Here is a 22,898-nt window from a genome sequence, read left to right on the forward strand (position 1 = left end):
CGGCCCGTTCCCCGAGGGGCTTCGAACTTCACCGAATGGTCCTTGTCAGGCTGCCGGGAACCCGCGCGCCAGGAACCGTTCCCCCAGCGCCGCCAGCAGGGCCGCGCCGCCGGGCAGGACGCCTTCATCCACCATCATCCGGGTGGAGTGGATGCCGCAGCAATGCTGCCAGTCATCGCCTTCGTGGGCCACGCCGAGGAAGAACATCGCGCCGGGCACCTTGTTGAGCACATAGGCGAAATCTTCCGCGCCCATGATCGGATCGGGCAGGCGGTGGAACGCCGCCGGACCCCACAGTTCGCGGGCCACCTGCTCGCCGAACAGGACCGCGCGGCCATCGCAGATGGTGACGGGAAAGCCCTCGCGGATGGTCACCTCGGCGCGCAGGCCATGAGCGGCGGCGATCCCTTCGGCCAGCCGGTTGACCGCGATCTGCAACTCGCCGCGATGATCGGGGCTGAGGGTCCGCATGGTCCCGGTCAGCACGGCGCGATCGGGGATGACATTGTGGGCGCTGCCCGCCTCGATCTTCGAGATGGTCACGATCACCGGATCGTGGGCATTGAACCGGCGGGTGACCATGGCCTGGAGCGCCATGACGATTTCGGCGGCCACCGGCACCGGATCGAGCGTATCGTGCGGCATCGAGGCGTGGCCGCCGCGCCCCTCGATGGCGATCTCGATCTGGTCGGCCGCGGCCAGCAGCGCGCCCTCGCGCCCGGCGACGAGGCCGTGCGGGGCATTGGGCATGACGTGGAGCGCGAAGGCGGCGTGGGGCAGCGGATCGATCAGGCCATCATCCAGCATGAACCGCGCGCCGTGGTGGCCTTCCTCGCCCGGCTGGAACATGAATTGCACGTCGCCGCCAAGGCTCTCGCGCCGGGCGCAGAGCAGGCGGGCGGCACCGGCCAGCATGGCGGTGTGGGCATCGTGGCCGCAGGCGTGCATGGCGCCGGGCACGGTGGAGGCGAAGGCGAGGCCGGTTTCCTCGGGCATCGGCAGGGCGTCCATGTCGCCGCGCAGGAGGACCTGGCGGCGTTCCGAGCCGGATGCGCCGGCCCCGCCCTTCAGCGTGGCGACAAGGCCCGTGGTGGACGGCCCCTCGCGCCAATCGAGCGGAAGATCGGCCAGCGCGGCGCGCACCTTGTCGCGCGTCCTGGGGGTGATCAGGCCCAGTTCGGGCTCGGCATGGATCGCCCGGCGCAGGGCAACGATGCCCGGGGCAATGCCGCGCGCTTGGGTGAGCAGGTCTTCCTTGGCCATGGCGTGATGATAGGCCGCGCGGCGGGCCTGTCGAGAGGGGCCGGGCAAGAAGGCCGGACGCGAGGCTCTCAGTGTCTGATCCGAAACTCTCGTTTAGCTACGCTGGACTGCGTCTCGGATCGTGCGGCGCCAGCCCACTCCCCCACCCGACCACCCAAGACATTGTATTCTCATGGGTGGTCGGGTGGGGGAGTGGGCTGGCGCCGTCTCGAAATTCGCTCTTCTGCGGATTTCGAATCAGGCTCTCAGGCGATCCGCGCCGCGATCCTTTTGGCCGCCCGGTTGTGGGCGATCACCGAGACCACCAGCAGGGCGTTGAGCACCAGCGACTGGTAGAGGAAATACCACAAGGGGCTGCCTGCCAGCATGGCCAGCCCCAGCACGATCGCCCGGGGGTTCGGCCCCAGCACCTTGCACAGCGCCAGCAGCGGCGGCGCCTCGGCGCGCACGGCGGCGCGAATCGCCTCGCGGCGGGCGGGATCGCCTTGCGCGCCGGCCACGGCCTCGTCGATCACGCGGGCGTGGGGGGTGAGGCCGGTGGCGAGGCCGAGATAGAGCCCGACCAGCGCGCCCGTAAGCCCGCCGCGCGTGGCGGCGTTCTGGTCGCGGCTGTTACGCAGCCAGGTCGTCCCGTAGACCCACCACTGGTACTGCCGGCGCTGCACCTCGACATGGTTGGACTGGACGATATGGCTCAGCCCCGCCGCCCACATCCACAGCCAGGGGTGGGCGGTCGGCCAGGCCGAGGGCGCCATGCCGCCCGCCAGCAGCCAGCCGAGCACGAGGTAGAGCACCACGTGGCTGCAATAGTCGCACAGCCCGTCGACCATCTCGCCGATCGGGCTGGAGCGCCCGGTCATCCGCGCCAGATCGCCGTCGGCCCCGTCGACCACGTGCCAGGTCATGTGCAGGACCATGCCCAGCAGCGCCGGCCCCGGCCAGCCGGGCAGGGCATAGGCGCCGGCGGCCGCGATGACGAAGCAGCCGCCGATCACCGAGACCATGTTCGGGGTCAGCGGGGTCTTCGCCAGGAGCCGGGCGAGCTGCCAGGCGAGCGGGTGGTAAAGATGGTGGTTGAGCCCATCCTGCAACTCGCGCGGGCGCTGCGGCCGGCGCGGCACGCCTGCCTCCTGGCCCTGCCCGGCCCCCCGTGCCCCTTCGCCCACCCTGCCATCCTCCTGCAATGCCGCGGCGAACCGCCGTAACCTGTTCGTCATAATCGCTTGCGGCGGCGGCGCGCCAACTATAGTTACGGCGCCCGAGCAGAACTTTTCCAGCCGCCTTTGGCCGCTCGCGTGGCCGGTCACAACAATCGGGAAACGCCGGGCCGAAGGAAATCGTTGTTTTCCGCAATTTTGCCAGTGCCCCATGTGGTCGTCGGCATCACCGGATGCGATAGGTTGCTCAACCGAAGCCAATTATCGGGGGCCCGGCCGGAACGGCGGAAAGCTGCCCTCGCCTGAAGGGATCCGTTTTGATGAAGCCAATCAAGGTTGCGATCATCGGCGTGGGCAATTGCGCCAGCTCGCTGGTGCAGGGGGTTGCCTACTACCGCCAGAACAACTCCGCCCAGGGCCTGATCCACGAGGTGATCGGCGGCTATGGCGCGGGCGATGTCGATTTCGTGCTCGGCATCGATGTCGATGCGCGCAAGGTCGGCAAGGACGTGGCCGAGGCGATCTTCGCCGGCCCGAACTGCACCGCCGTGTTCCAGAGCGACGTTCCCGCCACCGGCGGCAAGGTCATCATGGGCAAGATCCTTGATGGCGTGGCCGAGCACATGACCGGCATGGGCGATCGCGGCTTCATCGTCGCCGATGCGCCCGAAGCGACCCGGGAAACGATCGTCGCCGCGCTCAAGGCGTCGGACGCCGAAATCCTGGTGAACTTCCTGCCCGTCGGCTCGGAAGAAGCCACCGAATTCTACATGGAATGCGCGCTCGAAGCGGGCGTGGCCGTGGTCAACTGTATGCCGGTGTTCATCGCCAGCCGGCCCGAGTGGGAACGCCGCTTCGCCGAGAAGCGCATCCCCATCGTGGGGGACGACATCAAGGCCCAGGTTGGCGCCACGATCGTCCACCGCGTGCTCGCCAGCCTGTTCGGCGCGCGCGGCGTCCAGATCGAGCGGACCTACCAGCTCAACACCGGCGGCAACACCGACTTCATGAATATGCTGGATCGCCAGCGGCTCGGCTCCAAGAAGGAATCGAAGACCGAGGCCGTCCAGGCCATGCTGGCCGAGCGCCTCGAGGACGAGAACATCCACGTCGGCCCGTCGGACTACGTGCCGTGGCAGAAGGACAACAAGCTGTGCTTCCTGCGGCTTGAGGGCAACCAGTGGGGCAATGTCCCGATGAACCTGGAACTGCGCCTCTCGGTGGAAGACAGCCCGAACTCGGCGGCCTGCGTGATGGACGCGATCCGCTGCTGCAAGGTTGCGCTGGAGCGCGGCGAGGGCGGGGCGCTCGCCGGCCCCTCGGCCTATTTCTGCAAGCATCCGCCGGTGCAGTTCAACGACGATGTCGCCGCCCAGATGGTCGAGGAATATATCGCGCCTGCCGCCATCGCCGCGGAATAACGAACCGCCAGCCGGGAAAGCTGCGTGGACGCGGTCATCATCGCCGCCGGGTTCGGCAGCCGCATCAGCGCGCTGTCGGATTCCAAGCCGCTGACCCCCGTTTGCGGCATCCCCCTGATCGAACTCGGCGTGCGGCAGCTGGCCGCCGCCGGGGTCGACCGGGTGACCGTGGTGACCGGCCACGAGGGCGCGCGGGTCGAGGCGTTCCTCGCCGGCCTGTCCGCCCGCATGGGCCTCGCCATCCATGCCGAGCGGGTGGATGACTGGTCGCGGCCCAACGGCTTCTCGGTCATCGCCGGGGCCGACCGGGTGGCGGCGCTGGGCGGGCGGGATTTCCTGTTGGTCATGGCCGATCATATGTTCGCGGCCGAGATCCTCCAGCGGCTGGCCCGCGAAGGCGCGCCGGATCGCGGCGTGACCCTGGCGATCGACCGCCGGATCGACAATCCGCTGGTCGATCCCGACGATGCGACCTGGGTGCGGACCCAAGCCGATGGCCGGATCGCCGCCATCGGCAAGACCATTCCCGCCTATGATGCGGTGGATTGCGGCGCCTTCCTGGTCACCCCCGAACTGCCCGAGGCGATTGCCAGCGCAATTGCCGCGGGCAAGGGCGGCAGCCTGTCGGACGGGATGCAGGTGCTGGCCGACCGGGGCCGCGCGGCGACGATGGAGATCGCCGGCGCCTGGTGGCTGGATGTCGACGATCCCCGCGCCCATGCGATCGCCGAGGAGCAGGCCCCGGCCCAACTCAACCTGATGGGCTCAACCTGATGGCCGGCTGATCGCCGCCAGGCTCAGGGATACTTGATCCGCACCCGGGTCAGCAGGCCCGCGCGCGGGATCGCCAGCCGCACCGACTGGAAGCTGGGCAGCCCGGCCAGCGTGCTGGGATTGTTGGCGAAGCCATAGCCTTCTGCGGGCAGGCCAAGCGCGGTGCGGTTGAAGATCTGGTCGCCGTTCTCGTCGTGGTAGATCGCCAGGGCATAGACCCCGGGGTCGGGCACGAAGATGCAGCCGGTGGTGGTTCCTTCGTGGGCCGGCACCCGGCCGACATAGAGCGAACCGTTGCGAACCAGGAACTTGCGCGGATTATCGGCGTAGAGCGTGATTGCCACCAGCCCGGAATCGCTGCGAAGCCCTTCCACCGCGACATTGATCCAGGTGTCGCTGGGCCTGCCGGTGCAGCCGGCCGGAGCGGGCCGGGCGGGAGCAGGATCGGCGTGGGCCGGTACGGCCTGCGCCAACAGCAGCAACGCGGGCATAAGCACGAAATACAGAAATGGGCGTATTGTCATCAGGGCATCCGGGAAATGGACCCTCCCCGGTCCCCGCACGTCTTCATGGGCAACCCGTCGCGCGCAATCAACCCTTCGTCGCAAGCATATCGTCAGCAATGAGCGATGCCTGGCTCCCGTCACCGCCGCCGCCATCGACCAGCCGCCCCCGGTCAAGGGTCAGCCGGCGGTCGGCCAGCGCAGCGAGAGCGCCGCCATGACCGATCACCACGATCGTCATCCGCCCCTTGAGCGCGGCGATGGCCGCGGCCACCATCGCCTCGTTCGCCGCGTCGAGCGCGCTGGTCGCTTCATCGAGGATCAGCAGCTCGGGCGCGCGCAGCAATCCGCGCGCCAGGGCGATCCGCTGGCGCTCCCCGCCCGACAGGCGCGTTCCGCGATCGCCCACCACCGTATCGAGGCCGGCGGGCAGGTCGAAGACGAAGCGGGCCGAAGCCGCCGCCAGGCACTCGCGCAGCCGCGCCTCGTCCGCCCCGCCATCGGCCCACAGCAGGTTGTCACGAACCGAGGCGTGGAACAGGACCGGCTCCTGCTGGACATAGGCCACGCGTTCGCGCCAGGCCCGGCGCAGCGCGCCAGTGACCGGCTGGCCATCGATGGTGAAGCGGCCCGCATCGGGGGTGAGCAGCCCGGCCAGGACATCGGCCAGGGTGGACTTGCCCGCGCCCGAAGGGCCGGCCAGCAGGGTGAGCGACCCCGGCGGCAGATCGAGCGTGATGGCATCGAGCGATGGCGCCTCGCGGGCCGGGGGGATCACGCTGACCCCGGCAAGGGCGATCGCCGGTAGCCTGGCCGCGAACCCGTCGGCGCCGCGCGTGGCGGCCGACAGGCGTGGCGCGGCGGCATCCGGCCCGCCATCCTCGGCGGCCGCTTCCAGCCAGGCGATCGCCCGATCGGCCTCGACCAGGGCGGTCGCATCGTGAGACCAGTTCTGCCAGCTGTCCTGAACCGTGCCGAGCAGCGGCAGGGCGCGGGCGAACAGGGCGACCGTGGGCAGGATCGCGGCGGCGCCCAGATGCCACTGGCGGATCGCCAGCCACACCAGCGCCGCCAGCAGCGCAGCCCCGACCGCCTGGAACGAGGCCCGCGCCAGCCCGCTGTCGCGCAGGTAGCGCACCTGAGTTTCGCGCAGCCCGGCAAAGGCCGCGGCGGTGGCCCGGGCGCTCGCCTCCTCGCGGCCGAAGCTCTTGATCTGGCGCAGGGCGCCCAGCCCTTCGGCAAGGGTGGCGTGGATGGCGCGGTAGGCGGCGTTGAGCTGCTCGCCAAGAGCGCCCGCCCGGCGGCGCATCCCCCGGTAGGCGAACAGGATCGCGCCGCCGCCGGCGACCATGGCCAGGGCCACCAGCGGGGCGATGGCCAGCGCGGCGAGGCCGATCGAGGCCAGGGTCGCCGCCGCGATGCCCAGAACGATCACCTGGTTCAGCCCTGCGCCGATGCGATCGACATTGGTGATGAGCAGGCTGGCCGAATCGCTGGCCCGCAGGGTGGAGAGCACTTTCCAGTCGCACCCCGCCAGGGCGCGCCAGGCCCGCAGGCGCAGACGATCGACCACCCGCGCCTCGAGCCTGAGCGCGGCCACGTCGCGCACCGCGCCGACGAGGCCGCGCACCGCGACCAGGGCGACGAACAGCGCCAGCAAGGCCTCCAGTCCGGGCGCGAAGCCGATCCGGCGCAACCACGCCGCCAGGCCGCCAGCGCCTTCTGGCGCGCTGGCGCCGAGCATGGCGACCATCGGCACCAGCAGGACCAGGCCAAGCCCCTCGGTCAGCGCGCTGACCGCCGAGAGCAGGCCGAGACCCAGCGCCGCGCCGACCGAGCCGGTCGACCGGAGCAGCCCGCCAAGGGCCGCGAAAGGCCGCTCAGAGCCGATTGCCGCCACTCATGAACTGGACGTAGCGCGCAAGGGCAATGGTGCGCGGCAGGCGCATCGAGCCGGCGGTCATCATGCTTTCGTCCCAGGTGTGGCCATCGGGCCAGTTGTCGAGATCGGCTTCCAGAACGGCGCTGTCGATCAGGCCATCGAGCAGGGGATCGCGGCGGATTTCGGCCACGGCGCGGCGCAGGTCGGCGATCCGCGGGTTCATCCGCACCCACCAGTCGGTGCCGTGCTGGCCATGGCCCTTCATCAGCCGCTGTTCCTCCGGCATCCGCCCCTTGCCCAGTTCGCGCGCCAGCCAGCGCATGGTGCCATCGCGCAGGAACATATCGGTTGGCAGGCCGGCGCAGAACTCCACCAGCGGACGATAGGCGGTGGCATCGCGCATGGCCACTTCGTAGAGCTGTTCGAAGCCCTGGATCATGTCGGACCCCTCGACATCGCCGCGGCCGAAACTGTCGACGATCTGCTGGCGGCGGCTGGCATACCAGTTGCGCTCGTAGAGGGTGCCATGGGCGCGCGCGCGTTCGACCAGCCCGTATTGCGCGACAACCTCGGGGCGCAGCGCGCCGATGCGGACATTGTCCGGGGTCGGGTCGGTCCCGCGAAGGCGCATGGCCAGGCGCCACAGCCCGTCGGGCAGCATCGGCACCACGGCACGCGAGCAGAACCGCCAGAACAGCGAGCCGGGATGGCGGTCATAGCCCTTGAGAGCGCGCCACAACTGGCGCAGCCGGCCATGGCGCAGGTATTCCGCGAAGCCCCAGTCGCCCTCGGCGCTGAAGGTGGCATTGCCGTGATCGCAGGAGAGCAGCATATCGCAGCCCTGCTCGCGCGCCGCCGCGTAGAGCCCGTGGTAGCGAAAGAAGATCGCGGCATTCACCGTGCCGGTCCCCATGGCGAGAAACATCTCGTCGAGCCGGTGGTCGAAGGTGATCCCGGCATTGTCGACCAGATGGGGGGCGAGTGCCGGATAGCCCCGGGCAAAGGCGAGCACTGCCGGGCCTTCGTCGATCAGGCACCCGGGCAGGTCGCTGGCGCCGTGATCGGGCTGGGGCACATAGGTGAAGGTGTGAAGACGCTGGCCGGGCGGCAATTGCGGCACCAGCCGCGCGGTGGCGTTCGAACTGTCGAGCCCGCCGGTCAGCAGCATCCCGGGCTGGCGGCCGCTCGCATGGGTGCGGCCCACCGCCTCGGTAAGCAGGCGATCGGCCTCGCGCAGGTAGTCCTCGGGGCTGGCCGGGGGCTGGTCGGGAATGGCCAGGGCATCGTGGAACCGCACGACCTCGCGCCGCCCCGGGGCGATGCGGGCGATGCAGCCGTGGTGGAGGCGAAAGCCGCCTTCGAGGTAGCCCTCGTCCGCGCCGTGGAGGAAGAACAGGCTCTCGGCGAGGCGGCGACGGTCAAGCCGGCGCTCCAGGCCCAGGGCTTCGAGCACGCGCAGGGTCGAGGCCACGCCGATGCTTTCGGGGGCGACGAAATAGTGCAGCGGCGGGCCATAGTAGGGGCTGCGCGCGAGGCGGGTGACGCCGGAGACGGGATCGTCATGGACCGAGCAGTAGTGGCCGACCATCCGGCCATCGGCCTCGTCGCCCCAGCGCGCGACCGCCGCCGCATAGACCCGCGCCTGGTAGGCCGGGTCGCGGGCGGCCCGCGCATGGGGATCCTCGCCGACGCCGGCCGGGCCAGGCAGGCCCAGCTCGCGCGCGAGTTCGACCGCGTTGTCGAGATAGCCGTGGAGGAGCACCGCCCCGCCGGCGGCGTTGGTTACCGGCCGCCAGGCGCGCAGGCTGGCCGAACGCGCCCGCAGGTGACGGGCGGGATAGGCACTGACTGGGGGAAGTTGCCAGGCCTGCCGGCCAGGACCGGCGGCCGCGGTGGGCGCAGGGGCGCCAAAAAAGAGGCCGAGCGACCGGGCCGCCCGGTCAGCGAGGTCGGGCCTCTCCGCCTCAGCCCCCCTGAAAAATGCCAGCATCGACGAACGGCTTGATCAGCGAGAGCGCGGCCGAACCTGGCCGCAAGCGGCTTGCCTCAGGACTTGTTATTACCGCTGGAACCATTGAAACGGACAGACTTGTTACCGGCCACATCACCGATAGCACCAAGCTTGTGCAGAGCGGGCGCGGTCCAGATGGTCTTCTCAGTCTTGTTCATCGCGAAATCTCCATTTCCCTTGCGGGAATCCAGTAACCTATGCCCTAAAGACAATCATCGGTAAAGTCGGGATTTTGCGGGCGCGAAGCCGGTCAGTCGTTAACCATGCCGTGCAGCACGAGAACTGGCGAATGATCAGGCTTTCCTTCTCCCGCAATGGTTTGGCCCCCACAGGTTACCCAGGCGTGCAGATCATCGGGCGTACCGCGTCGTCCCGAATCGAGCACGCCGAAGATCACGCTTGCCGGCAGGTTCCGGCGTCGCAGCATCCAGGCGGCGGCCATTGCCCGGGGCAGGCACTTGCTTGCCCCCGGCAGGTGCCGCGCGCCCTGGTCGACCGCGCGGCCCACCCGGCGGGCGCGCAATCCGACCGCTTCGTCCACCGCAGGATCGGCGCCCGCGCCCGGCGGCGCCGCACGGCCCAGCCAGCCGCGCCAGCGGCGAAACGGCACCCGGGCGACCAGCACCCGCGCCGCCGCCAGCAGGACCATCGCCTCGACGACCCGCGCGCGGTGCCGCCACAGCCGGTCCGCGTCAGGGGCTGACAAGCCCCGCTCCGGCAAGATCGGCCAGGAACCGGTCGACATCGGCGACCAGCGTGGCGAGGGGCGCCTCGAACCGTTCGGCCAGCAGGGCCACGATCCCGTCGCGGTCACGCGTGCCGTCGATCGCCTGCCAGATCGCCCGGCCCGTCCCGTCGAGCGAGAAGAAATCGCCGTCGGACAGGCGCATCAGCACCGTTTCCTCGTCGATTTCGGTCTCGACATAGTTGTCTTCGATCCGGGTGATCGGCCTGGTCATCGCGTTCATCCGCGCATCATGGCGCAAAGCGCCTCGGCAAGGAAGCCGGTCGATCGGGCGAAGGCGCCGCGATCGAGGCTCCGCACGAACCGCGCCATCGGCACGGCCCGGGCGATCCGCGCCTGCAAGGCGAACAGCGCCGGGCCATCCAGCGCGTTGGCCTGGCAGAACATGGCGCGGGTATAGTGATCGTCGCTCAGCCGGGCGATCTTCCCGCCGCCGTGCAACGGCAGCAGCGCCGGCTCGGCGCCGGTTTCGAGGAACACCAGCGCGCCCAGCGGCAGCGGCCCGTCCACGGCGCTGCCCGCGGTGCTCACGTAGAACTTGGCATAGTCGGCGCTGACCTGCTCCAGCGGGGTGCTCCCGGTCAGCTCCACCGCATCGGGCCACAGCTTCATCCGCTTGTGCCCGGGCAGGCACAGCAGGCTCCCATCGGGTTCGACCCGCGCGACCAGGGTATCGTCACAGAACAGCGGCAGGCCCAGCGCCGCCAGCCCGGCAGCCAGGGTCGACTTGCCGCCGCCCGCCGGCGCGGTGAAGGCCACGACCCGGCCTTCGACCACCACGGCCGAGGCATGGATCGGGAGCAGCCCGTTGAGACTGGCCACCGCCGCGCAGACCGAGCCGTTGAGGTAAAGCTCCTCAAGCTGCGGGGTCCAGCCCGGGCCACGCGCCACGACCACCCCTTCGCTGCGGCGGTAGAGGAAGGCCACCTCCGGCTCGCGCAGGAGGAAGGCATCGCGGCTCATCCGGTTGTGGCCGGGCGCCACCGGCAGGCCGTCCAGCTCAACCGGGACCAACCCCTGGCGCACCGCCATCTCGCGGCGCATCAGCGCGACGGGCGACAGGGTGGAGGAAAGCACGGCAGGCATGGCGCGGAGGGGTAGAGCGCCCGGGGCGGGCCGGTCAATCTCTGCGGGCAACGCGGAACCATCGCCCCCACCCGGTAGTTGGCGACCGGTTATTGGTTCATTTCGGAGGGACTGTGTGGAAAACGGCCCATTCGGCGGTTGTGGCCACAAGATGTGGTGTCTAACGCCATTGGACCATCCTCTTTTTCGTGCAGGCCATGAACGCGCCCCTCATCTCGCCCTCGATCCTCTCGGCCGATTTTTCCCGCCTCGGCGAAGAAGTACGCGCCATCGATGCCGCCGGGGCTGACTGGATCCATGTCGACGTGATGGACGGCCATTTCGTCCCCAACATCACCATCGGCCCGATGGTGGTAAAGGCCCTGCGCCCGCACACCGCCAAGCCGTTTGACGTCCACCTGATGATCAGCCCGGTGGATTCCTACATCGAAGCCTTCGCCGAGGCCGGGGCCGACATCATCACGGTCCACCCCGAAGCCGGCGCCCACGTCCACCGCACGGTCCAGCTGATCAAGTCGCTGGGCAAGCAGGCGGGCATCTCGCTCAATCCGGGCACCCCGGCCAAGATGCTCGATTACCTGATCGACGAGATCGATCTCGTGCTGGTGATGAGCGTGAACCCCGGCTTCGGCGGGCAGAGCTTCATCGCCAGCCAGCTTCGCAAGATCGAGGCTGTCCGCAAGATGATCGACAAGTCGGGCCGCGACATCCGGCTGGAAGTCGATGGCGGGGTCGATGCGGTCACAGCGCCGCAATGCGTGGCCGCCGGGGCCGACGTGCTGGTGGCCGGCACGGCCACCTTCCGCGGCGGTCCGCAAGCCTATGGCGCCAACATCGCCCGGCTGAAGGGCCGGGGAGCCTGATCTGGCGATGGTCGATGCCGCCCCGTCCCGCACCCGCATCGAGGTTGACGACGACGACGCAACGGCCACCATTTCAGCCATGCCCCTTCCCGACAGCCCGGAGCCGCAGGTGACCCAGACCCCGCGCATCCCGGACGAGGAACCGGCCGAACCGGGCCGAATGCTCGCGCTCACCAGCTTTGCCCCGCCGGCCCTCTCGGCGGGCGAACGGCTGGTCCGCTTCGCCTATGGCCTGGGCCTCACCGGCAGCCTGGCCGGCGCCTTCCGCAAGCCGGCCAGGAAGCGCCTGCTCGCCACGGTCGAAAGCCCGCTGGAGGGTGACAAGGTGGCCGGCACCGCGATCCGCGCCGGGCATTTCCTGCTCCATGGGGCCAAGCTGCCCGTGGACCAGGCCGATCTTGGCGGCGTCGCCCGGATGAGCGCGCCGATGGAGCGCTATGTCCATTCCTTCGCCTGGGCGGCCGACCTTGCCGCCGCCGCCAGCCGCGAACAGGGCACGCCGGTGGCCGAACGCATCCTTGCCACCTGGCTGGATGCCAATCCCAAGGCTCCGGCCCGGCCCGCCAAGGCCGGCGCCTGGACCGTGGGGCTGGCCGGCACCCGCCTGCTGTGCTGGCTGGTCGATGCGCCCTATTTCCTCTCCGGCGCCCAGCGCACCCGCGCGCTTGGCGCCATGGCCGACCATGCCCGCTGGCTGGATCGCCACGTCGGCCGCGCCGAGGATCTGACCGCCGCGCTCGCCGGCTGGTGCGCGATCGTCGCCGCCGGCCTGCTCCTGCCCGATGGCAAGGCCCGCCGCCTCTATGGCGAGGCCGGGCTGATCCGCACCCTGGGCGAACTGGTGGGCGATGATGGCGGCACCCTCACCCGCAGCCCGCTCGCCCAGATGGAGGCGATCGCGCTCGTGGTCCGGGTGATCGCCTGCTACCGCGCGATCCGTGCCGAACCGCCCGAAGCCCTGTCGGGCATCCTCGGCCTGCTGGTGCCGCCGCTGCTTGCGCTGACCCACGGCGATGGCTCGCTTGGCTCGTGGCAGGGTGGCTGGGGAATCGCGGCCGATGAGGTGGCCCGGCTGGTCGCGGCCACCGGGGTACGCGCCCGTCCGCTGCGCGATGTCCGCCAGTGGGGCTACCAGCGCGTGGTCGCCGGCAAGGCCGTCCTCCAGTTCGATGCCGCGCCGCCGCCGCTGCCGCGCCATGCGCGCACCGGCTGCGCCTCGACCCTGGCCTTCGAGCTCAGCCATGCCGGCCACCGGATGATCGTCAATTGCGGGGGCGCCGCCGCGGCCGGCGGCCTGATGCCCGCCCGGCTGGAACAGGGGCTGCGCGCCACGGCCGCCCATTCCACCCTGGTGCTCGACGATGCCAATTCCACCGCGGTGCTGATCAATGGCCGGATTGGTTCGGGCGTGGGCGAAGTGGAAGTCGATCGCCGGATGCTCCAGCCGGAAGAGGGCGAGGCCGGCAAGCCATCGCCCGCCCCGGGCCGGCCCGCGCGGCGCGGCCCCGGCGCCACCCGGCTGGAAGCCAGCCACGATGGCTATGTCCAGCGCTATGGCCTGGTCCACCGCCGCATCCTGATCCTGCGCGAGGATGGCAGCGAACTGCGCGGCGAAGACCTGCTGGTGCCCTCGCGCGGCAAGGGCGCGCGGCGCGGCAAGGTGGCCTTTGCCCTGCGCTTCCACCTTGGCCCGGGGGTTGAGGTGGGGCGCTCGGGCGATGGCCAGGGGGTGGGCATCGTCCTGCCCGATGGCTCCTACTGGCAGTTCCGCTCGGGCGGCGAGGCCGAGGTTTCGGTGGAGGATTCGCTCTGGGCCGATGGCCAGGGCCGCCCCGTCGCCACCCGCCAGATCGTCATTGCCGGGCTGGTCAGCCGCGGCGGCGGCAATTTTGCCTGGCTGCTGAAGAAGATGGGCTGAACCGGCGGGGCCGGGCCGCTTCGCCGAAGCGCCGCGGCCCGATCAGCCCCGATCAGCCCCGTTCGGCCTCGGCGATGAAGCGCAGCAGCGCCTTGTCGAGCACGTCCAGCTCGTGGTTGGCATCGACCTGGCCTTGCAGCCAGGCATCCTCGGTTTCGGTGATGCGCTGGTCGGCGGCCACTTCGCCGGCAAGATCGCGGCCACTGCCATCCGGCGCGCCCTTGCGGCCGAAGCCCAGGACGCCGCGCGCCGCTTCGCGGAAATTACCGCCAAGGTCGCTCTTGCCCATGCGCCCGAAGAAGGCGCCCAGCCGCGGCGTGGCATCGTTCATGAAGCTGTCGAGCGCGCGGGCGCGATCGGCAGAGAGCTGCTGGAAGCGGTTGTGGGCCATGAGGTGGTTGGCCACCGCCTTCACGAACAGGTCGGCCCATTCGGGGGCATTGTCGGCCCCCAGGGTCGCGTCCTTCAGGCGAAACAGCATTTCCGCCTCGGCCCGGCTCACCCCGCCCGGAGAATCGCTGGTGAACGAATAAATGTAGCGCTTGAGCAGGCGGCACTCGGCCGGGGTGATGCAGGCGCCGCCCTGGGCGCTGCTGCCCAGCGCGCCGCCGTCGCGGGTCGGCCCCGTCCCGGTCAGCACGGCCTGTTCGATCTGCGCGAGGGCATAGGCCTTGAGCCGTTCGGGCACGGACTCCGCCTTGTCAAACAGGGTGGCGAGCAATTCCAGCTCGGCCAGCGAATCGACACGGCCATCGCAGTCCAGCCGGGCGATCAGCCACTCAGCCTGGTCTTCGCCGATGAAGCCGCGCGGGCTGCCGCCGGCCACCAGGTACTGGGTGATCGCCTCGACGAAGAAATCGGCCCATTCGCCGGTGCGTTCGGCCAGATGGTCGTTGAGCACGAAGATCGCCTCGGCCTCGGCCGGCTCGATCCGGCCATCGGCCCAGCCGTCGCGGCGAAGGCCGAGAATTTCCTCGGCGGTGATCCGGCCATCGGCCTGGGCCTGCGCGGCCAGCGCGCGGAACTGATAGGTCATCGGCGTTTCGCCCCCCGTTGCAATCGGGAGCCGGCTATGCGCCCGATGCGGTTAAGGCCGGGTTACCCGCCCGTGCGGCGGCCGGGCCGGCACGGCTGGCGCAGGAGCAGCGGCCTGCGGCGGCGGGGGCACGCGCCGCATCGAGCGGACGCAGGCCACGCGGTCGACGTCCTGGCCGTCGCTGGCGCGGCGCGCATCGACGTAGCTGGCCTGCGGCTCGCGTCCGGGCGCGGCGGGATAGAGATAGATGTCGAGCACGCAGGCCGAACCGCCGAACTGGAGCTTGCGCGCATCGCCCTCCAGCACGTCGAGCCGGGGATTGCCGAACTGGCGGACGAGATCGGCCCCGCTCGCCCCAGTCACCCCTTCCAGCCCCGGCAGCGCCTGAACCGGCGGCGGGGCGATCGGCCGGCGCACCGGCGCGCGCGGCTGGGTGCGCGGGGCGGGCGGGCGAACCACCGGGGCGCCGGCGCTGCGGACCGGCCCGGTATCGGCGCCGCCACAGCCGGCAAGCGCCGGGACGAGCAGCAACAAGGCAAGGAAGGCGGCGCGATGCATGGCCCGCCAATCGCCCGGCCGCGCGGCGCCGTCAACCGGATCGGACTTGCCGGTGCCCCGCCCCGCCGCTAGACTTTGTTTCAGTCAAACTGAAACAGATGCGGCACCGGCCCGCTCCCCCGCCCGACCACCCAACGATAGTACCCTATGGGTGGTCGGGCGGGGGAGCGGGCCGGTGCCGATTCCACGCAAGTGGAAATGACTATACCCGCCCCCGAACGCCCCACCTGCCATAAGGTTTCCCCGCTCATGACCACTCCAGTCCACGACGTGATCGCCATCGGCAATGCCATCGTCGACGTGATGGCCCCGTGCAGCGATGCCGATATCGATCGGCTGGGCCTGGCCAAGGGCGGGATGACCCTGGTCGATACCGCCCGCGCCCATGACCTGTACGAAGCGATGGGGCCGGCGCGGGAGATTTCCGGCGGCTCGGCAGCCAATACCCTGGCCGGCCTGGCCGCGCTGGGCGCAAGCTGCGCCTTCATCGGCCAGGTCGCCGACGACCAGCTGGGCGAGGTGTTCGCCCACGACATCCGCGCCGGCGGCATCGCCTTCGCCACCCCCGCCCGGGCCGACGATCCGCCGACCGCGCGCTGCCTGATCTTCGTGACCCCCGATGGCCAGCGCACCATGAACACCTATCTCGGCGCCTCGCAGTTCCTGCCCGCCGCCCAGGTGGACGAAGCGGCCATCGCCGGGGCCGCCGTGCTCTATCTCGAAGGCTACCTGTGGGACCCGGAAGAACCGCGCGCGGCCATGCGCCGGGCGATCGCCGCGGCCCGCAATGCCGGGCGCAAGGTGGCCTTCACTCTGTCGGATTCGTTCGTCATCGCCCGCCATGGCGATGATTTCCGCGCCCTGATCGAGGCCGGCGAGATCGACATCCTCTTCGCCAACGAACACGAACTGGCCGCGCTCACCGGGATCGAGGATTTCCACGAAGGTATCACCCATCTGGGCGGCAAGGTGCCCACCGTGGTCGTCACCCGCAGCGAGAAGGGCGCCTATGCCATTTCCGGCGGGGAGCACGCGCAAGTTGCGGCCGAGCCGGTGGCCCAGGTGGTGGATACGACCGGAGCGGGCGATCTGTTCGCCGCCGGCTTCCTGTTCGGCCTCGCCCGCGCCATGCCGCTGGCCCGGTGCCTGAAGCTGGGCGCGATCTGCGCGGCGGAGATCATCAGCCACTACGGCGCCCGGCCCGAGGCGGATCTCAAGGCGCTGGTGGCCGAAGCGGTCGCCTGACCCGTCAGGTCAGGACCGCGCCGCCATCGGCCACCAGCGTGTGGCCGACCACCATCGAGGCCTCGTCGGTGCACAGCCACACCGCCGCATTGGCCACTTCCTCGGGCTGGGCGAAGCGCCCCAGCGGCGACTTGCTCATCAGGAAGGCATGGCGCTTGGGATCGGCGAAGGCGGCTTCCATCAGCGGGGTGGCCATCACCCCGGGGCCGACCGCGTTGATCCGCACGCCCTTGCGGGCATATTCCAGCGCGGCGCTCTTGGTCATGCCCTGAAGTCCGGTCTTGGCCGAATAATAGTGCGACAGGCCATAGGCTCCGGCGTGTTCGTTGCCCGAGCCGATGTTGACGATCGCGCCCCCGCCACCGGCCAGCATCGCCTTGATCTCGTATTTCATGCAAAGGAACACCCCGGTCAGGTTGACCGCGAGCATCGCCTCCCACAGCTCTTCCGGAATATCGGCCAGCGGAAGGTTCTGGCCGGGGCGCATGGCATTGTTGATCGCGCAGTGCAGGCCGCCGAACCGCTTGACCGCGGTATCGATCATCGCCCGCACATCCTCCACCCGCGAAACGTCGGCCTGCACGAACACAGCCTCGCCGCCCTCGTCGCGGATCAGTTGCACGGTTTCCTCGCCGCCCTCGGCGTCGAGATCGGCCACCACCACCCGCGCGCCCTTGCGGGCAAATGCGCGGGCGCATTCCCGGCCCAGCCCGCGCGCCGCGCCCGTCACCAGGGCCGCCTTGCCTTCCAGTTGTCGCATCGTTCCTGCTCCTCTGGCGGCAGGCTTAGGACGGCTTGGCCTCCCGCGCCACTTCACGCCAGCCGATATCGCGGCGGCAGAACAGGTCGGGCGCCTGGATCGCATCGACCGCGGCATAGGCGCGGGCTTGCGCCTCGCTCACCGTGGCCCCGCGCGCGGTCACGTTGAGCACGCGCCCGCCATTGGCGGTGAGCACGCCATCGATGCCCAGCTTCGTTCCGGCATGGAAGACCTTGGCCCCGCCCGCTTCCGCCGCCGGAATCCCGTTTATCCGCCCGCCCTTCTTCGGCTCGCCCGGATAGCCCGCGCCGGCCATGACCACGGTCAGCGCGACATCGTCGGAAAAGCGCGGCGGCTCCACCGAGGCAAGGCGGTTTTCCGCACAGGCCAGCAGCAGTTCGCCCAGGTCCGATTCCAGCCGCATCAGCATGACCTGGCATTCCGGATCGCCGAACCGGCAATTGTATTCGATCAGCTTGGGGCCATCGGCGGTCAGCATCAGGCCCAGGAACAGCACGCCCGAATAGGCCATGCCCTCGTCCGCCAGGGTCTTGACCGTGGGCGCGATGATCCGGGTCATCGCCTCGGCGGCCAGCGCCGGGGTGAGCACGCGGGCCGGGCTGTAGGCGCCCATGCCGCCGGTGTTGGGGCCGGTATCGCCCTCGCCCACGCGCTTGTGGTCCTGGGCCGAGGCGAAGGGCAGGATGGTGGAGCCATCGGTGAGGGCGAAGAAGCTCGCCTCCTCGCCATCGAGGAATTCCTCGACCACGGCTTCGGCCCCCGCCGCGCCGAACCGGCCGGCGAAGATCTCGCGGATCGCGTCTTCCGCCGTTGCCATGTCCATGGCCACGGTCACGCCCTTGCCGGCAGCGAGGCCATCGGCCTTGATCACCACCGGCGCGCCGAACCGGCGCACGGCGGCCAGGCCATCGGCTTCGTTGCTAACCCGCTCATAGCCCCCGGTGGGGATCTTGGCGCGGGCGCACAGGTCCTTGGTGAAGCCCTTGGAGCCTTCCAGCTGGGCGGGCAGGCGATTGGGACCGAACACGGCGAAGCCCGCGCCGCGCAGGCTGTCGCCCAGCCCGTCGACCAGCGGCGCTTCCGGGCCGATCACCACCAGTCCCACGTGATGGGCTTCGCAAAAGGCGATCGTCGCGCCATGGTCAGTCGCATCGAGCGCGACCAGTTCGGCATGGTCGGCGATGCCCGGATTGCCGGGGGCGGCATAAAGCTTGCCCCCATTTTCCAGCAAACGCGATTGCGCCAGCTTCCACGCCAGCCCATGTTCGCGGCCGCCCGAGCCCAGAAGCAGGATGTTCATGCCCGATACGCCGCCTTTTTCCGATGATCTCTCCGCCGGGCTGGTAGCGAAGCGGAGCGCTGGCGACAACGCCGAGCCGCTGACCATCAGCGAAATTTCCGCCGCGCTCAAGCGCACGGTGGAGGATCGCTTCGGCTTCGTGCGGGTGCGCGGCGAGCTTTCGGGGGTCAAGCGCGCAGCTTCCGGCCACCTCTACCTGTCGCTCAAGGATGAAGGCGCGCGGCTCGATGGGGTGATGTGGAAGGGCAATGCCGGGCGCCTTGCCTTTCGCGCGGAAGACGGGGTGGAAGTCATCGCCACAGGCAAGCTGACGACCTATCCCGGCCGCTCCAACTACCAGATCGTGATCGACCGGATGGAGATCGCGGGCGAAGGCGCGCTGCTCGCCCTGCTGGCGAAAACCAGGGCGCGGCTCGAAGCCGAAGGCCTGTTCGACCGCGCCCGCAAGCGCGCCCTGCCGTTCCTGCCGCGGGTGATCGGCGTGGTCACCTCGCCCACCGGGGCGGTGATCCGCGACATCCTCCACCGCCTGGCCGATCGCTTCCCCAGCCGGGTGCTGGTCTGGCCGGTGCTGGTCCAGGGCAATGGCGCGGCCGAGCAGGTGGCCGCTGCCGTGCGCGGGTTTGGCGAGATCCCGCCCGGCGGGCCGGTGCCGCGCCCCGATCTCGTCATCGTCGCGCGCGGCGGCGGCTCGATCGAGGATCTGTGGGCCTTCAACGAGGAAGTGGTGGTCCGCGCCATCGCCGGGTGCCCGATCCCGGTCATCTCTGCCGTGGGCCACGAGACCGATACCACGCTGGCTGATTTCGCCGCCGACCTGCGCGCGCCCACGCCCACCGCCGCCGCCGAGATCGCCGTGCCGGTGCGCGAGGACCTGGCCGCGCAGATCGCCGAACTGGCCTTCCGCCAGCGCCGCTGCGCCCTGCGCCCGGTCCAGCTCGGGCGCGAACGGCTGGAAGCCCGCGCCCAGCGCCTGCCCCGGCCCGAAACCATGGTCGCCCAGCGCGCCCAGCGGCTGGACGATCTGGGCGAGCGCCTGCGGCGCGGCCTGGCCGACCGGATCGCCCAGGCCCGCACTGCGCTCCACCATCCCGCCGGCCGGCTCTCCGCGCCGCTGCTCGCCTACCAGCTGCGCCACGCCCGCCAGCGGCTGGAAGCCGAACGGCTGCGCCCCGAAGACCTGCTGCGCCGGATCGACACGGCCCGCGCCCATGTCGATTCGCTCGATCGCCTGCGCCGCCAGCTCGATCCGCGCGCGCCGCTGCGGCGGGGCTATGCCCTGGTCACCGGGCCGGATGGCCACGTGGTCGGCGGCAAGGCGATCGCGGCGGGGCTGGCGGAAATGACCCTGGAATTCCACGATGGCGCGCTGCTGGTCAGCCCCGCCGGCGCGCCCCGCAAGCCCGCGCGGCCAGCCCGGCCCGGCGCCCCCGCAGCGGGCGGGCCGCAAGGCGATTTGTTCTGAAGCGCAAACGCTGGTAACCTCGTGCCCATGCTGATGAACGCGTCCGAACGTCCTGCCGCCCTGCAATTCGGCCCCAATGGCTTCCAGGTCCTGCGCCCCGGTGCCTTCGTGCTCTGCGCGGTCAGCGGGGAGAAAGTCCCGCTCGATTCGTTGCGCTATTGGAGCGCGGTGCGCCAGGAAGCCTATGCCAGCTGCGAACTGGCCACCCGGCGGCTGCTCGGCCAGGGCTGACAAGGCCATGCGGCCAGACCGCCGCCGCGCCCTCGGCCTGATTGGCGGCGGCCTTGCGGCCGGCGCGCTGGCGCGGGGCGCATGGGCCACCTCGCTCGCCCTGCCCGCGCTGGAACTCACCGCCAGCCGGCTGACCCAGGGCGGCTGGGCACGCGGTCTGGCCCGCCACGGCGTGAGCGTCGATCTCGATGGCGCGCCCGTGCCGACCGACCCTTCCGGCGCTTTCCTCATCGCCTTCGATCGCGATGCCCCGCCCGAGGCGCGGCTCCATGCCCGCGCCGCCAACGGCTGGGAAACCACGCTCCCGCTCGCCATCGCCCCGCGCGCCTGGCAGATCGAACGGATCGACGCGCCGCGCCGCCCGCCATCCCTGCCCAGCGCGGACTATCTCCGCATCCGCAAGGCCGAACTGGCGCAGATCGGCGCGGCCCGCGCGAAAGTGACCGGCGCGACAGGCTGGAACCAGCCAATGATCCGCCCGGCCCCGGGCCGCGTTTCGGGCCGGTTCGGCGCCCAGCGGATCTACCGGGGCGAACCCGGCGCCTATCATTCCGGGCTGGACCTGGCCGCTGCCGCCGGCACCCCGATCCACTGCCCGGCAGATGGCGTGGTGATCCTCGCCGCCGCCGCGCCCTTCACCCTGGAAGGCAAGCTGCTGATGATCGATCACGGCATGGGCCTGACCAGCGCCTTCCTCCACTGCTCGGCCCACCGGGTGGCGCTGGGCGATACGGTGCGGCAGGGCCAGGTGGTGGCCGAGGTCGGCATGACCGGCCGCGCCACCGGCCCGCACCTGCACTGGGGCCTGCGGTGGCACGAGGCCCGCCTCGATCCGCTGCTGTTCCTGCCACAGGAGGCCTAGCTTCGCCGCTGGCCGTTCCGGCGGGGCGAACGTCTTGATCAACCAGCGTCCGCTTCTGTCGCATCGCGCCGATAGGCCGGTGCCCATGCCGCCGGTCAGGAGATTCGCCATGGACACCGCCCCGCCCTTTCCCGCGCCCCATCCCACGCCGTCGCCCTGCGCCGCCGCCGACGACGACAGCGCCGCCGATGCCGGGCAACTGATGCTTGCCGCCACGTTCAACGGCCTGTGCCACGTCATCGCCGGCATGGCGCGGCGGCAGGGCTTTTCCGCCGACGAACTGCGCGCGATGCACGAGGCCATGCTCACCCCGCTCGACGATCCCGAGCATGGCGACGATCCGGTGCTGGCCTCGGCCCGCGACACGGTCGACCGGGTGCTCGGCGCGGCTCTCGCCCGCCGCCTCGATGCGGCCGGCCGGCGGCGCCCGAGTGAGCGCCGGTAAACCGGCCCGGCGCCGGCGCCTTTCCGCATCCATCCGCCCGCAAGATCGCACCTGCGACCGCTTCTGTCGCTTGCCTGCGCCAGTCTCCCCGGCGATGACCAAACCGATGACCCTCACCCTGATCCACACCTCCGACTGGCACCTCGGCCACGAACTCGCCGGCCACCCGCGCGAGGCCGAGCACGAGGCCTTCCTTGCCTGGCTGCTCGGCCAACTCGATGAGCAGGAGGCCGATGTCCTGCTGGTCACCGGCGACATCTACGACGTGGCCAATCCCCCGGTCTCGGCCATGCGGCGGCTCTATGCCTTCCTCGCCGCCGCATCCGCGCGCCGGCCCGGCCTGCTCACCGTGATTCTGGGCGGCAATCATGACAGCGCAGCGCGGATCAACCTGCCCGCCCCCCTGCTTGACGAAGCGCGCGTCCGTTTCGTCGGCAACCTGCCGCGCAAGGTGCGGCCCGATGGCGAGGGCACCATGCCCGATCACGCGGCCATGCTGATCCCGCTGCCCGGCAAGACCGGCGAGATTGCCGCCTGGCTCGCCGCCGTGCCCTTCTGCCGCCCGGGCGATCTGGGTGCAGAGCCCTTGCAGAGCCTTTACGCCGGCGTTGCAGCGGCCGGGGCCGAGCGCGCGGGCAGCCTGCCGCTGATCCTCTCGGGCCACCTCCACGTGGCCGGCGGCGCGGTGTCCGAACTGTCGGAACGGCGGATTGTCGTCGGCGGCGAGGAGGCCCAGGCCGCCAGCCTGTTCGATCCGCGCGCCGCCTATGTCGCGCTCGGCCACCTCCACCGCGCGCAGGACGTGGCCGGGCCTTGCCCGATCCGCTATGCCGGCTCGCCCTTCCCGCTTTCGGCGACCGAGCGGGATTATGCCCATTCGATCAGTGTCTTGCGCGTTTCCCCGGGGAAATTCGCGCTCGGCGAGGTGCCGATCCCGCGCCCGGTTCCCTTCCTCGCCGTGCCCGCGCGCGGGGCAGCGCCGCTCGATGCGGTGGTGGCCGAACTGGAAGCCCTGCCGGCGGACGAAGGCCTCCCCCGCGAAAGGCATCCCTTCCTCGAAGTGACAGTCGCGGTCGACGGGCCGGAGCCGCACCTCCAGGCCCGCGTGCTCGCCGCGCTGGACGGCAAGGCCGTCCGCCTCACCCGGATCCTGCGCCAGGTGGCCACCGCGCCGGACGCGAACGAGGGGCCGCTCGCCGGGGCAGACCTTGGCGACCTTGCGCCCGAGGCGGTCTTCGCCGCGCTCCACGGGGCGAAATATGGCGGCAATCCCCCGCCCGACGATCTCGCCCGCGCCTTTGCCGAGCTGCTGATCGAAGTGAACACCCTGCCCGCCGGGGAGCCTGCCTGAA

At 70.6% G+C, this 22,898-nt stretch carries 23 protein-coding genes; 10 read left to right on the forward strand and 13 right to left on the reverse strand.

The genetic code is table 11. From position 1 onward, the window contains the following. Positions 1–45 precede the first annotated feature (45 nt). The gene (locus ACFOD9_RS11975; protein WP_379510345.1) at positions 46–1,263 is read right to left on the reverse strand and encodes a M20 metallopeptidase family protein; all 1,218 of its coding nucleotides are present in this window, start codon (positions 1,261–1,263) and stop codon (positions 46–48) included. Positions 1,264–1,508: 245 nt separating this feature from the next. Continuing rightward, on the reverse strand, positions 1,509–2,384 hold the full coding sequence (locus tag ACFOD9_RS11980) for a CDP-alcohol phosphatidyltransferase family protein (protein ID WP_379510346.1): 876 nt from the start codon (positions 2,382–2,384) through the stop codon (positions 1,509–1,511). Between the two features lie 356 nt (positions 2,385–2,740). Between ACFOD9_RS11980 and ACFOD9_RS11985 the strand changes: the two genes are divergently transcribed. Both ACFOD9_RS11985 and ACFOD9_RS11990 read left to right on the forward strand, forming a co-directional pair. Next, positions 2,741–3,841: an inositol-3-phosphate synthase gene (locus ACFOD9_RS11985; RefSeq protein ID WP_379510347.1), complete on the forward strand. Its 1,101-nt coding sequence runs from the start codon at positions 2,741–2,743 to the stop codon at positions 3,839–3,841. 24 nt (positions 3,842–3,865) lie between these two features. Next, entirely contained in the window at positions 3,866–4,615 is a 750-nt protein-coding gene (locus ACFOD9_RS11990; protein WP_379510348.1) for a phosphocholine cytidylyltransferase family protein, read from the forward strand. A gap of 23 nt (positions 4,616–4,638) precedes the next feature. On the opposite strand, the gene ACFOD9_RS11995 is transcribed toward ACFOD9_RS11990, so the two are convergent. The 7 genes from ACFOD9_RS11995 to ACFOD9_RS12025 all read right to left on the reverse strand — a co-directional run bounded on the left by ACFOD9_RS11995 (position 4,639) and on the right by ACFOD9_RS12025 (position 10,842). Continuing rightward, complete coding sequence (locus tag ACFOD9_RS11995) at positions 4,639–5,139, reverse strand: DUF2141 domain-containing protein (protein ID WP_379510349.1); 501 nt, start codon at positions 5,137–5,139, stop codon at positions 4,639–4,641. Between the two features lie 67 nt (positions 5,140–5,206). Further along, positions 5,207–7,018 (reverse strand): ATP-binding cassette domain-containing protein, encoded by a 1,812-nt coding sequence (locus ACFOD9_RS12000; protein WP_379510350.1) that lies wholly within the window; start codon positions 7,016–7,018, stop codon positions 5,207–5,209. Further along, a complete protein-coding gene (locus ACFOD9_RS12005) occupies positions 6,999–8,990 on the reverse strand; it encodes an asparagine synthase-related protein (RefSeq protein WP_379510351.1) in 1,992 nt (663 codons plus the stop codon). The genes ACFOD9_RS12000 and ACFOD9_RS12005 overlap by 20 nt, the downstream gene beginning before the upstream one ends. Positions 8,991–9,046: 56 nt before the next feature. After that, positions 9,047–9,169: a hypothetical protein gene (locus ACFOD9_RS12010; protein WP_379510352.1), complete on the reverse strand. Its 123-nt coding sequence runs from the start codon at positions 9,167–9,169 to the stop codon at positions 9,047–9,049. A 92-nt stretch (positions 9,170–9,261) separates the two neighbouring features. Further along, the gene (locus ACFOD9_RS12015) at positions 9,262–9,717 is read right to left on the reverse strand and encodes a lasso peptide biosynthesis B2 protein (protein WP_379510353.1); all 456 of its coding nucleotides are present in this window, start codon (positions 9,715–9,717) and stop codon (positions 9,262–9,264) included. Beyond that, a complete protein-coding gene (locus tag ACFOD9_RS12020) occupies positions 9,704–9,970 on the reverse strand; it encodes a PqqD family protein (RefSeq protein ID WP_379510354.1) in 267 nt (88 codons plus the stop codon). The genes ACFOD9_RS12015 and ACFOD9_RS12020 overlap by 14 nt, the downstream gene beginning before the upstream one ends. Positions 9,971–9,975: 5 nt before the next feature. After that, complete coding sequence (locus tag ACFOD9_RS12025) at positions 9,976–10,842, reverse strand: hypothetical protein (RefSeq protein WP_379510355.1); 867 nt, start codon at positions 10,840–10,842, stop codon at positions 9,976–9,978. A 197-nt stretch (positions 10,843–11,039) separates the two neighbouring features. Here ACFOD9_RS12025 and rpe point away from each other — a divergent pair, with 197 nt between their 5' ends. Together rpe and ACFOD9_RS12035 are read left to right on the forward strand one after the other, a co-directional pair. Beyond that, positions 11,040–11,705 carry a ribulose-phosphate 3-epimerase gene (gene rpe / locus ACFOD9_RS12030; RefSeq protein WP_379510356.1) on the forward strand — a complete coding sequence of 222 codons (666 nt, stop codon included), beginning with the start codon at positions 11,040–11,042 and terminating at the stop codon, positions 11,703–11,705. A 7-nt stretch (positions 11,706–11,712) separates the two neighbouring features. Beyond that, positions 11,713–13,623, forward strand: a complete 1,911-nt coding sequence (locus ACFOD9_RS12035; RefSeq protein ID WP_379510357.1) for a heparinase II/III family protein — start codon at positions 11,713–11,715, stop codon at positions 13,621–13,623. A gap of 52 nt (positions 13,624–13,675) precedes the next feature. On the opposite strand, the gene ACFOD9_RS12040 is transcribed toward ACFOD9_RS12035, so the two are convergent. Both ACFOD9_RS12040 and ACFOD9_RS12045 read right to left on the reverse strand, forming a co-directional pair. Continuing rightward, the gene (locus tag ACFOD9_RS12040; protein WP_379510358.1) at positions 13,676–14,659 is read right to left on the reverse strand and encodes a hypothetical protein; all 984 of its coding nucleotides are present in this window, start codon (positions 14,657–14,659) and stop codon (positions 13,676–13,678) included. A 51-nt stretch (positions 14,660–14,710) separates the two neighbouring features. Beyond that, the gene (locus ACFOD9_RS12045) at positions 14,711–15,217 is read right to left on the reverse strand and encodes a hypothetical protein (protein WP_379510359.1); all 507 of its coding nucleotides are present in this window, start codon (positions 15,215–15,217) and stop codon (positions 14,711–14,713) included. 249 nt (positions 15,218–15,466) lie between these two features. Here ACFOD9_RS12045 and ACFOD9_RS12050 point away from each other — a divergent pair, with 249 nt between their 5' ends. Next, positions 15,467–16,462, forward strand: coding sequence for an adenosine kinase (locus ACFOD9_RS12050; RefSeq protein WP_379510360.1), 996 nt, complete (start codon positions 15,467–15,469; stop codon positions 16,460–16,462). A 4-nt stretch (positions 16,463–16,466) separates the two neighbouring features. Here ACFOD9_RS12050 and ACFOD9_RS12055 read toward each other — a convergent pair whose 3' ends face one another. Together ACFOD9_RS12055 and purD are read right to left on the reverse strand one after the other, a co-directional pair. Beyond that, positions 16,467–17,222 (reverse strand): SDR family NAD(P)-dependent oxidoreductase, encoded by a 756-nt coding sequence (locus ACFOD9_RS12055; protein WP_379510361.1) that lies wholly within the window; start codon positions 17,220–17,222, stop codon positions 16,467–16,469. A 25-nt stretch (positions 17,223–17,247) separates the two neighbouring features. Further along, positions 17,248–18,543, reverse strand: a complete 1,296-nt coding sequence (gene purD, locus ACFOD9_RS12060; protein ID WP_379510362.1) for a phosphoribosylamine--glycine ligase — start codon at positions 18,541–18,543, stop codon at positions 17,248–17,250. Here purD and xseA point away from each other — a divergent pair. From xseA to ACFOD9_RS12085, 5 genes are all read left to right on the forward strand, one after another. After that, a complete protein-coding gene (gene xseA / locus ACFOD9_RS12065) occupies positions 18,542–20,008 on the forward strand; it encodes an exodeoxyribonuclease VII large subunit (protein WP_379510363.1) in 1,467 nt (488 codons plus the stop codon). The genes purD and xseA overlap by 2 nt on opposite strands. Positions 20,009–20,035: 27 nt before the next feature. After that, positions 20,036–20,239: a DUF2093 domain-containing protein gene (locus ACFOD9_RS12070; RefSeq protein WP_379510364.1), complete on the forward strand. Its 204-nt coding sequence runs from the start codon at positions 20,036–20,038 to the stop codon at positions 20,237–20,239. A 7-nt stretch (positions 20,240–20,246) separates the two neighbouring features. Continuing rightward, complete coding sequence (locus tag ACFOD9_RS12075; RefSeq protein WP_379510365.1) at positions 20,247–21,101, forward strand: M23 family metallopeptidase; 855 nt, start codon at positions 20,247–20,249, stop codon at positions 21,099–21,101. A 109-nt stretch (positions 21,102–21,210) separates the two neighbouring features. Next, positions 21,211–21,546, forward strand: a complete 336-nt coding sequence (locus ACFOD9_RS12080; RefSeq protein ID WP_379510366.1) for a hypothetical protein — start codon at positions 21,211–21,213, stop codon at positions 21,544–21,546. 106 nt (positions 21,547–21,652) lie between these two features. Continuing rightward, entirely contained in the window at positions 21,653–22,897 is a 1,245-nt protein-coding gene (locus tag ACFOD9_RS12085) for an exonuclease SbcCD subunit D C-terminal domain-containing protein (protein ID WP_379510367.1), read from the forward strand. Position 22,898 lies beyond the last annotated feature (1 nt).

It is taken from the genome of Novosphingobium bradum, from assembly GCF_042646485.1.
GTDB classification, from domain to species: domain Bacteria; phylum Pseudomonadota; class Alphaproteobacteria; order Sphingomonadales; family Sphingomonadaceae; genus Novosphingobium; species Novosphingobium bradum.

Coding starts and splice junctions, on each gene's coding strand:
- ACFOD9_RS11975 (WP_379510345.1), bottom strand. CDS start 1,263: ATGGCCAAGGAAGACCTGCTCACCCAAGCGCGCGGCATTGCCCCGGGC.
- ACFOD9_RS11985 (WP_379510347.1), top strand. CDS start 2,741: ATGAAGCCAATCAAGGTTGCGATCATCGGCGTGGGCAATTGCGCCAGC.
- ACFOD9_RS11995 (WP_379510349.1), bottom strand. CDS start 5,139: ATGACAATACGCCCATTTCTGTATTTCGTGCTTATGCCCGCGTTGCTG.
- ACFOD9_RS12005 (WP_379510351.1), bottom strand. CDS start 8,990: ATGCTGGCATTTTTCAGGGGGGCTGAGGCGGAGAGGCCCGACCTCGCT.
- ACFOD9_RS12010 (WP_379510352.1), bottom strand. CDS start 9,169: ATGAACAAGACTGAGAAGACCATCTGGACCGCGCCCGCTCTGCACAAG.
- ACFOD9_RS12020 (WP_379510354.1), bottom strand. CDS start 9,970: ATGACCAGGCCGATCACCCGGATCGAAGACAACTATGTCGAGACCGAA.
- ACFOD9_RS12025 (WP_379510355.1), bottom strand. CDS start 10,842: ATGCCTGCCGTGCTTTCCTCCACCCTGTCGCCCGTCGCGCTGATGCGC.
- rpe (WP_379510356.1), top strand. CDS start 11,040: ATGAACGCGCCCCTCATCTCGCCCTCGATCCTCTCGGCCGATTTTTCC.
- ACFOD9_RS12035 (WP_379510357.1), top strand. CDS start 11,713: ATGGTCGATGCCGCCCCGTCCCGCACCCGCATCGAGGTTGACGACGAC.
- ACFOD9_RS12040 (WP_379510358.1), bottom strand. CDS start 14,659: ATGACCTATCAGTTCCGCGCGCTGGCCGCGCAGGCCCAGGCCGATGGC.
- ACFOD9_RS12045 (WP_379510359.1), bottom strand. CDS start 15,217: ATGCATCGCGCCGCCTTCCTTGCCTTGTTGCTGCTCGTCCCGGCGCTT.
- ACFOD9_RS12050 (WP_379510360.1), top strand. CDS start 15,467: ATGACCACTCCAGTCCACGACGTGATCGCCATCGGCAATGCCATCGTC.
- ACFOD9_RS12055 (WP_379510361.1), bottom strand. CDS start 17,222: ATGCGACAACTGGAAGGCAAGGCGGCCCTGGTGACGGGCGCGGCGCGC.
- xseA (WP_379510363.1), top strand. CDS start 18,542: ATGCCCGATACGCCGCCTTTTTCCGATGATCTCTCCGCCGGGCTGGTA.
- purD (WP_379510362.1), bottom strand. CDS start 18,543: ATGAACATCCTGCTTCTGGGCTCGGGCGGCCGCGAACATGGGCTGGCG.
- ACFOD9_RS12070 (WP_379510364.1), top strand. CDS start 20,036: ATGCTGATGAACGCGTCCGAACGTCCTGCCGCCCTGCAATTCGGCCCC.
- ACFOD9_RS12075 (WP_379510365.1), top strand. CDS start 20,247: ATGCGGCCAGACCGCCGCCGCGCCCTCGGCCTGATTGGCGGCGGCCTT.
- ACFOD9_RS12080 (WP_379510366.1), top strand. CDS start 21,211: ATGGACACCGCCCCGCCCTTTCCCGCGCCCCATCCCACGCCGTCGCCC.
- ACFOD9_RS12085 (WP_379510367.1), top strand. CDS start 21,653: ATGACCCTCACCCTGATCCACACCTCCGACTGGCACCTCGGCCACGAA.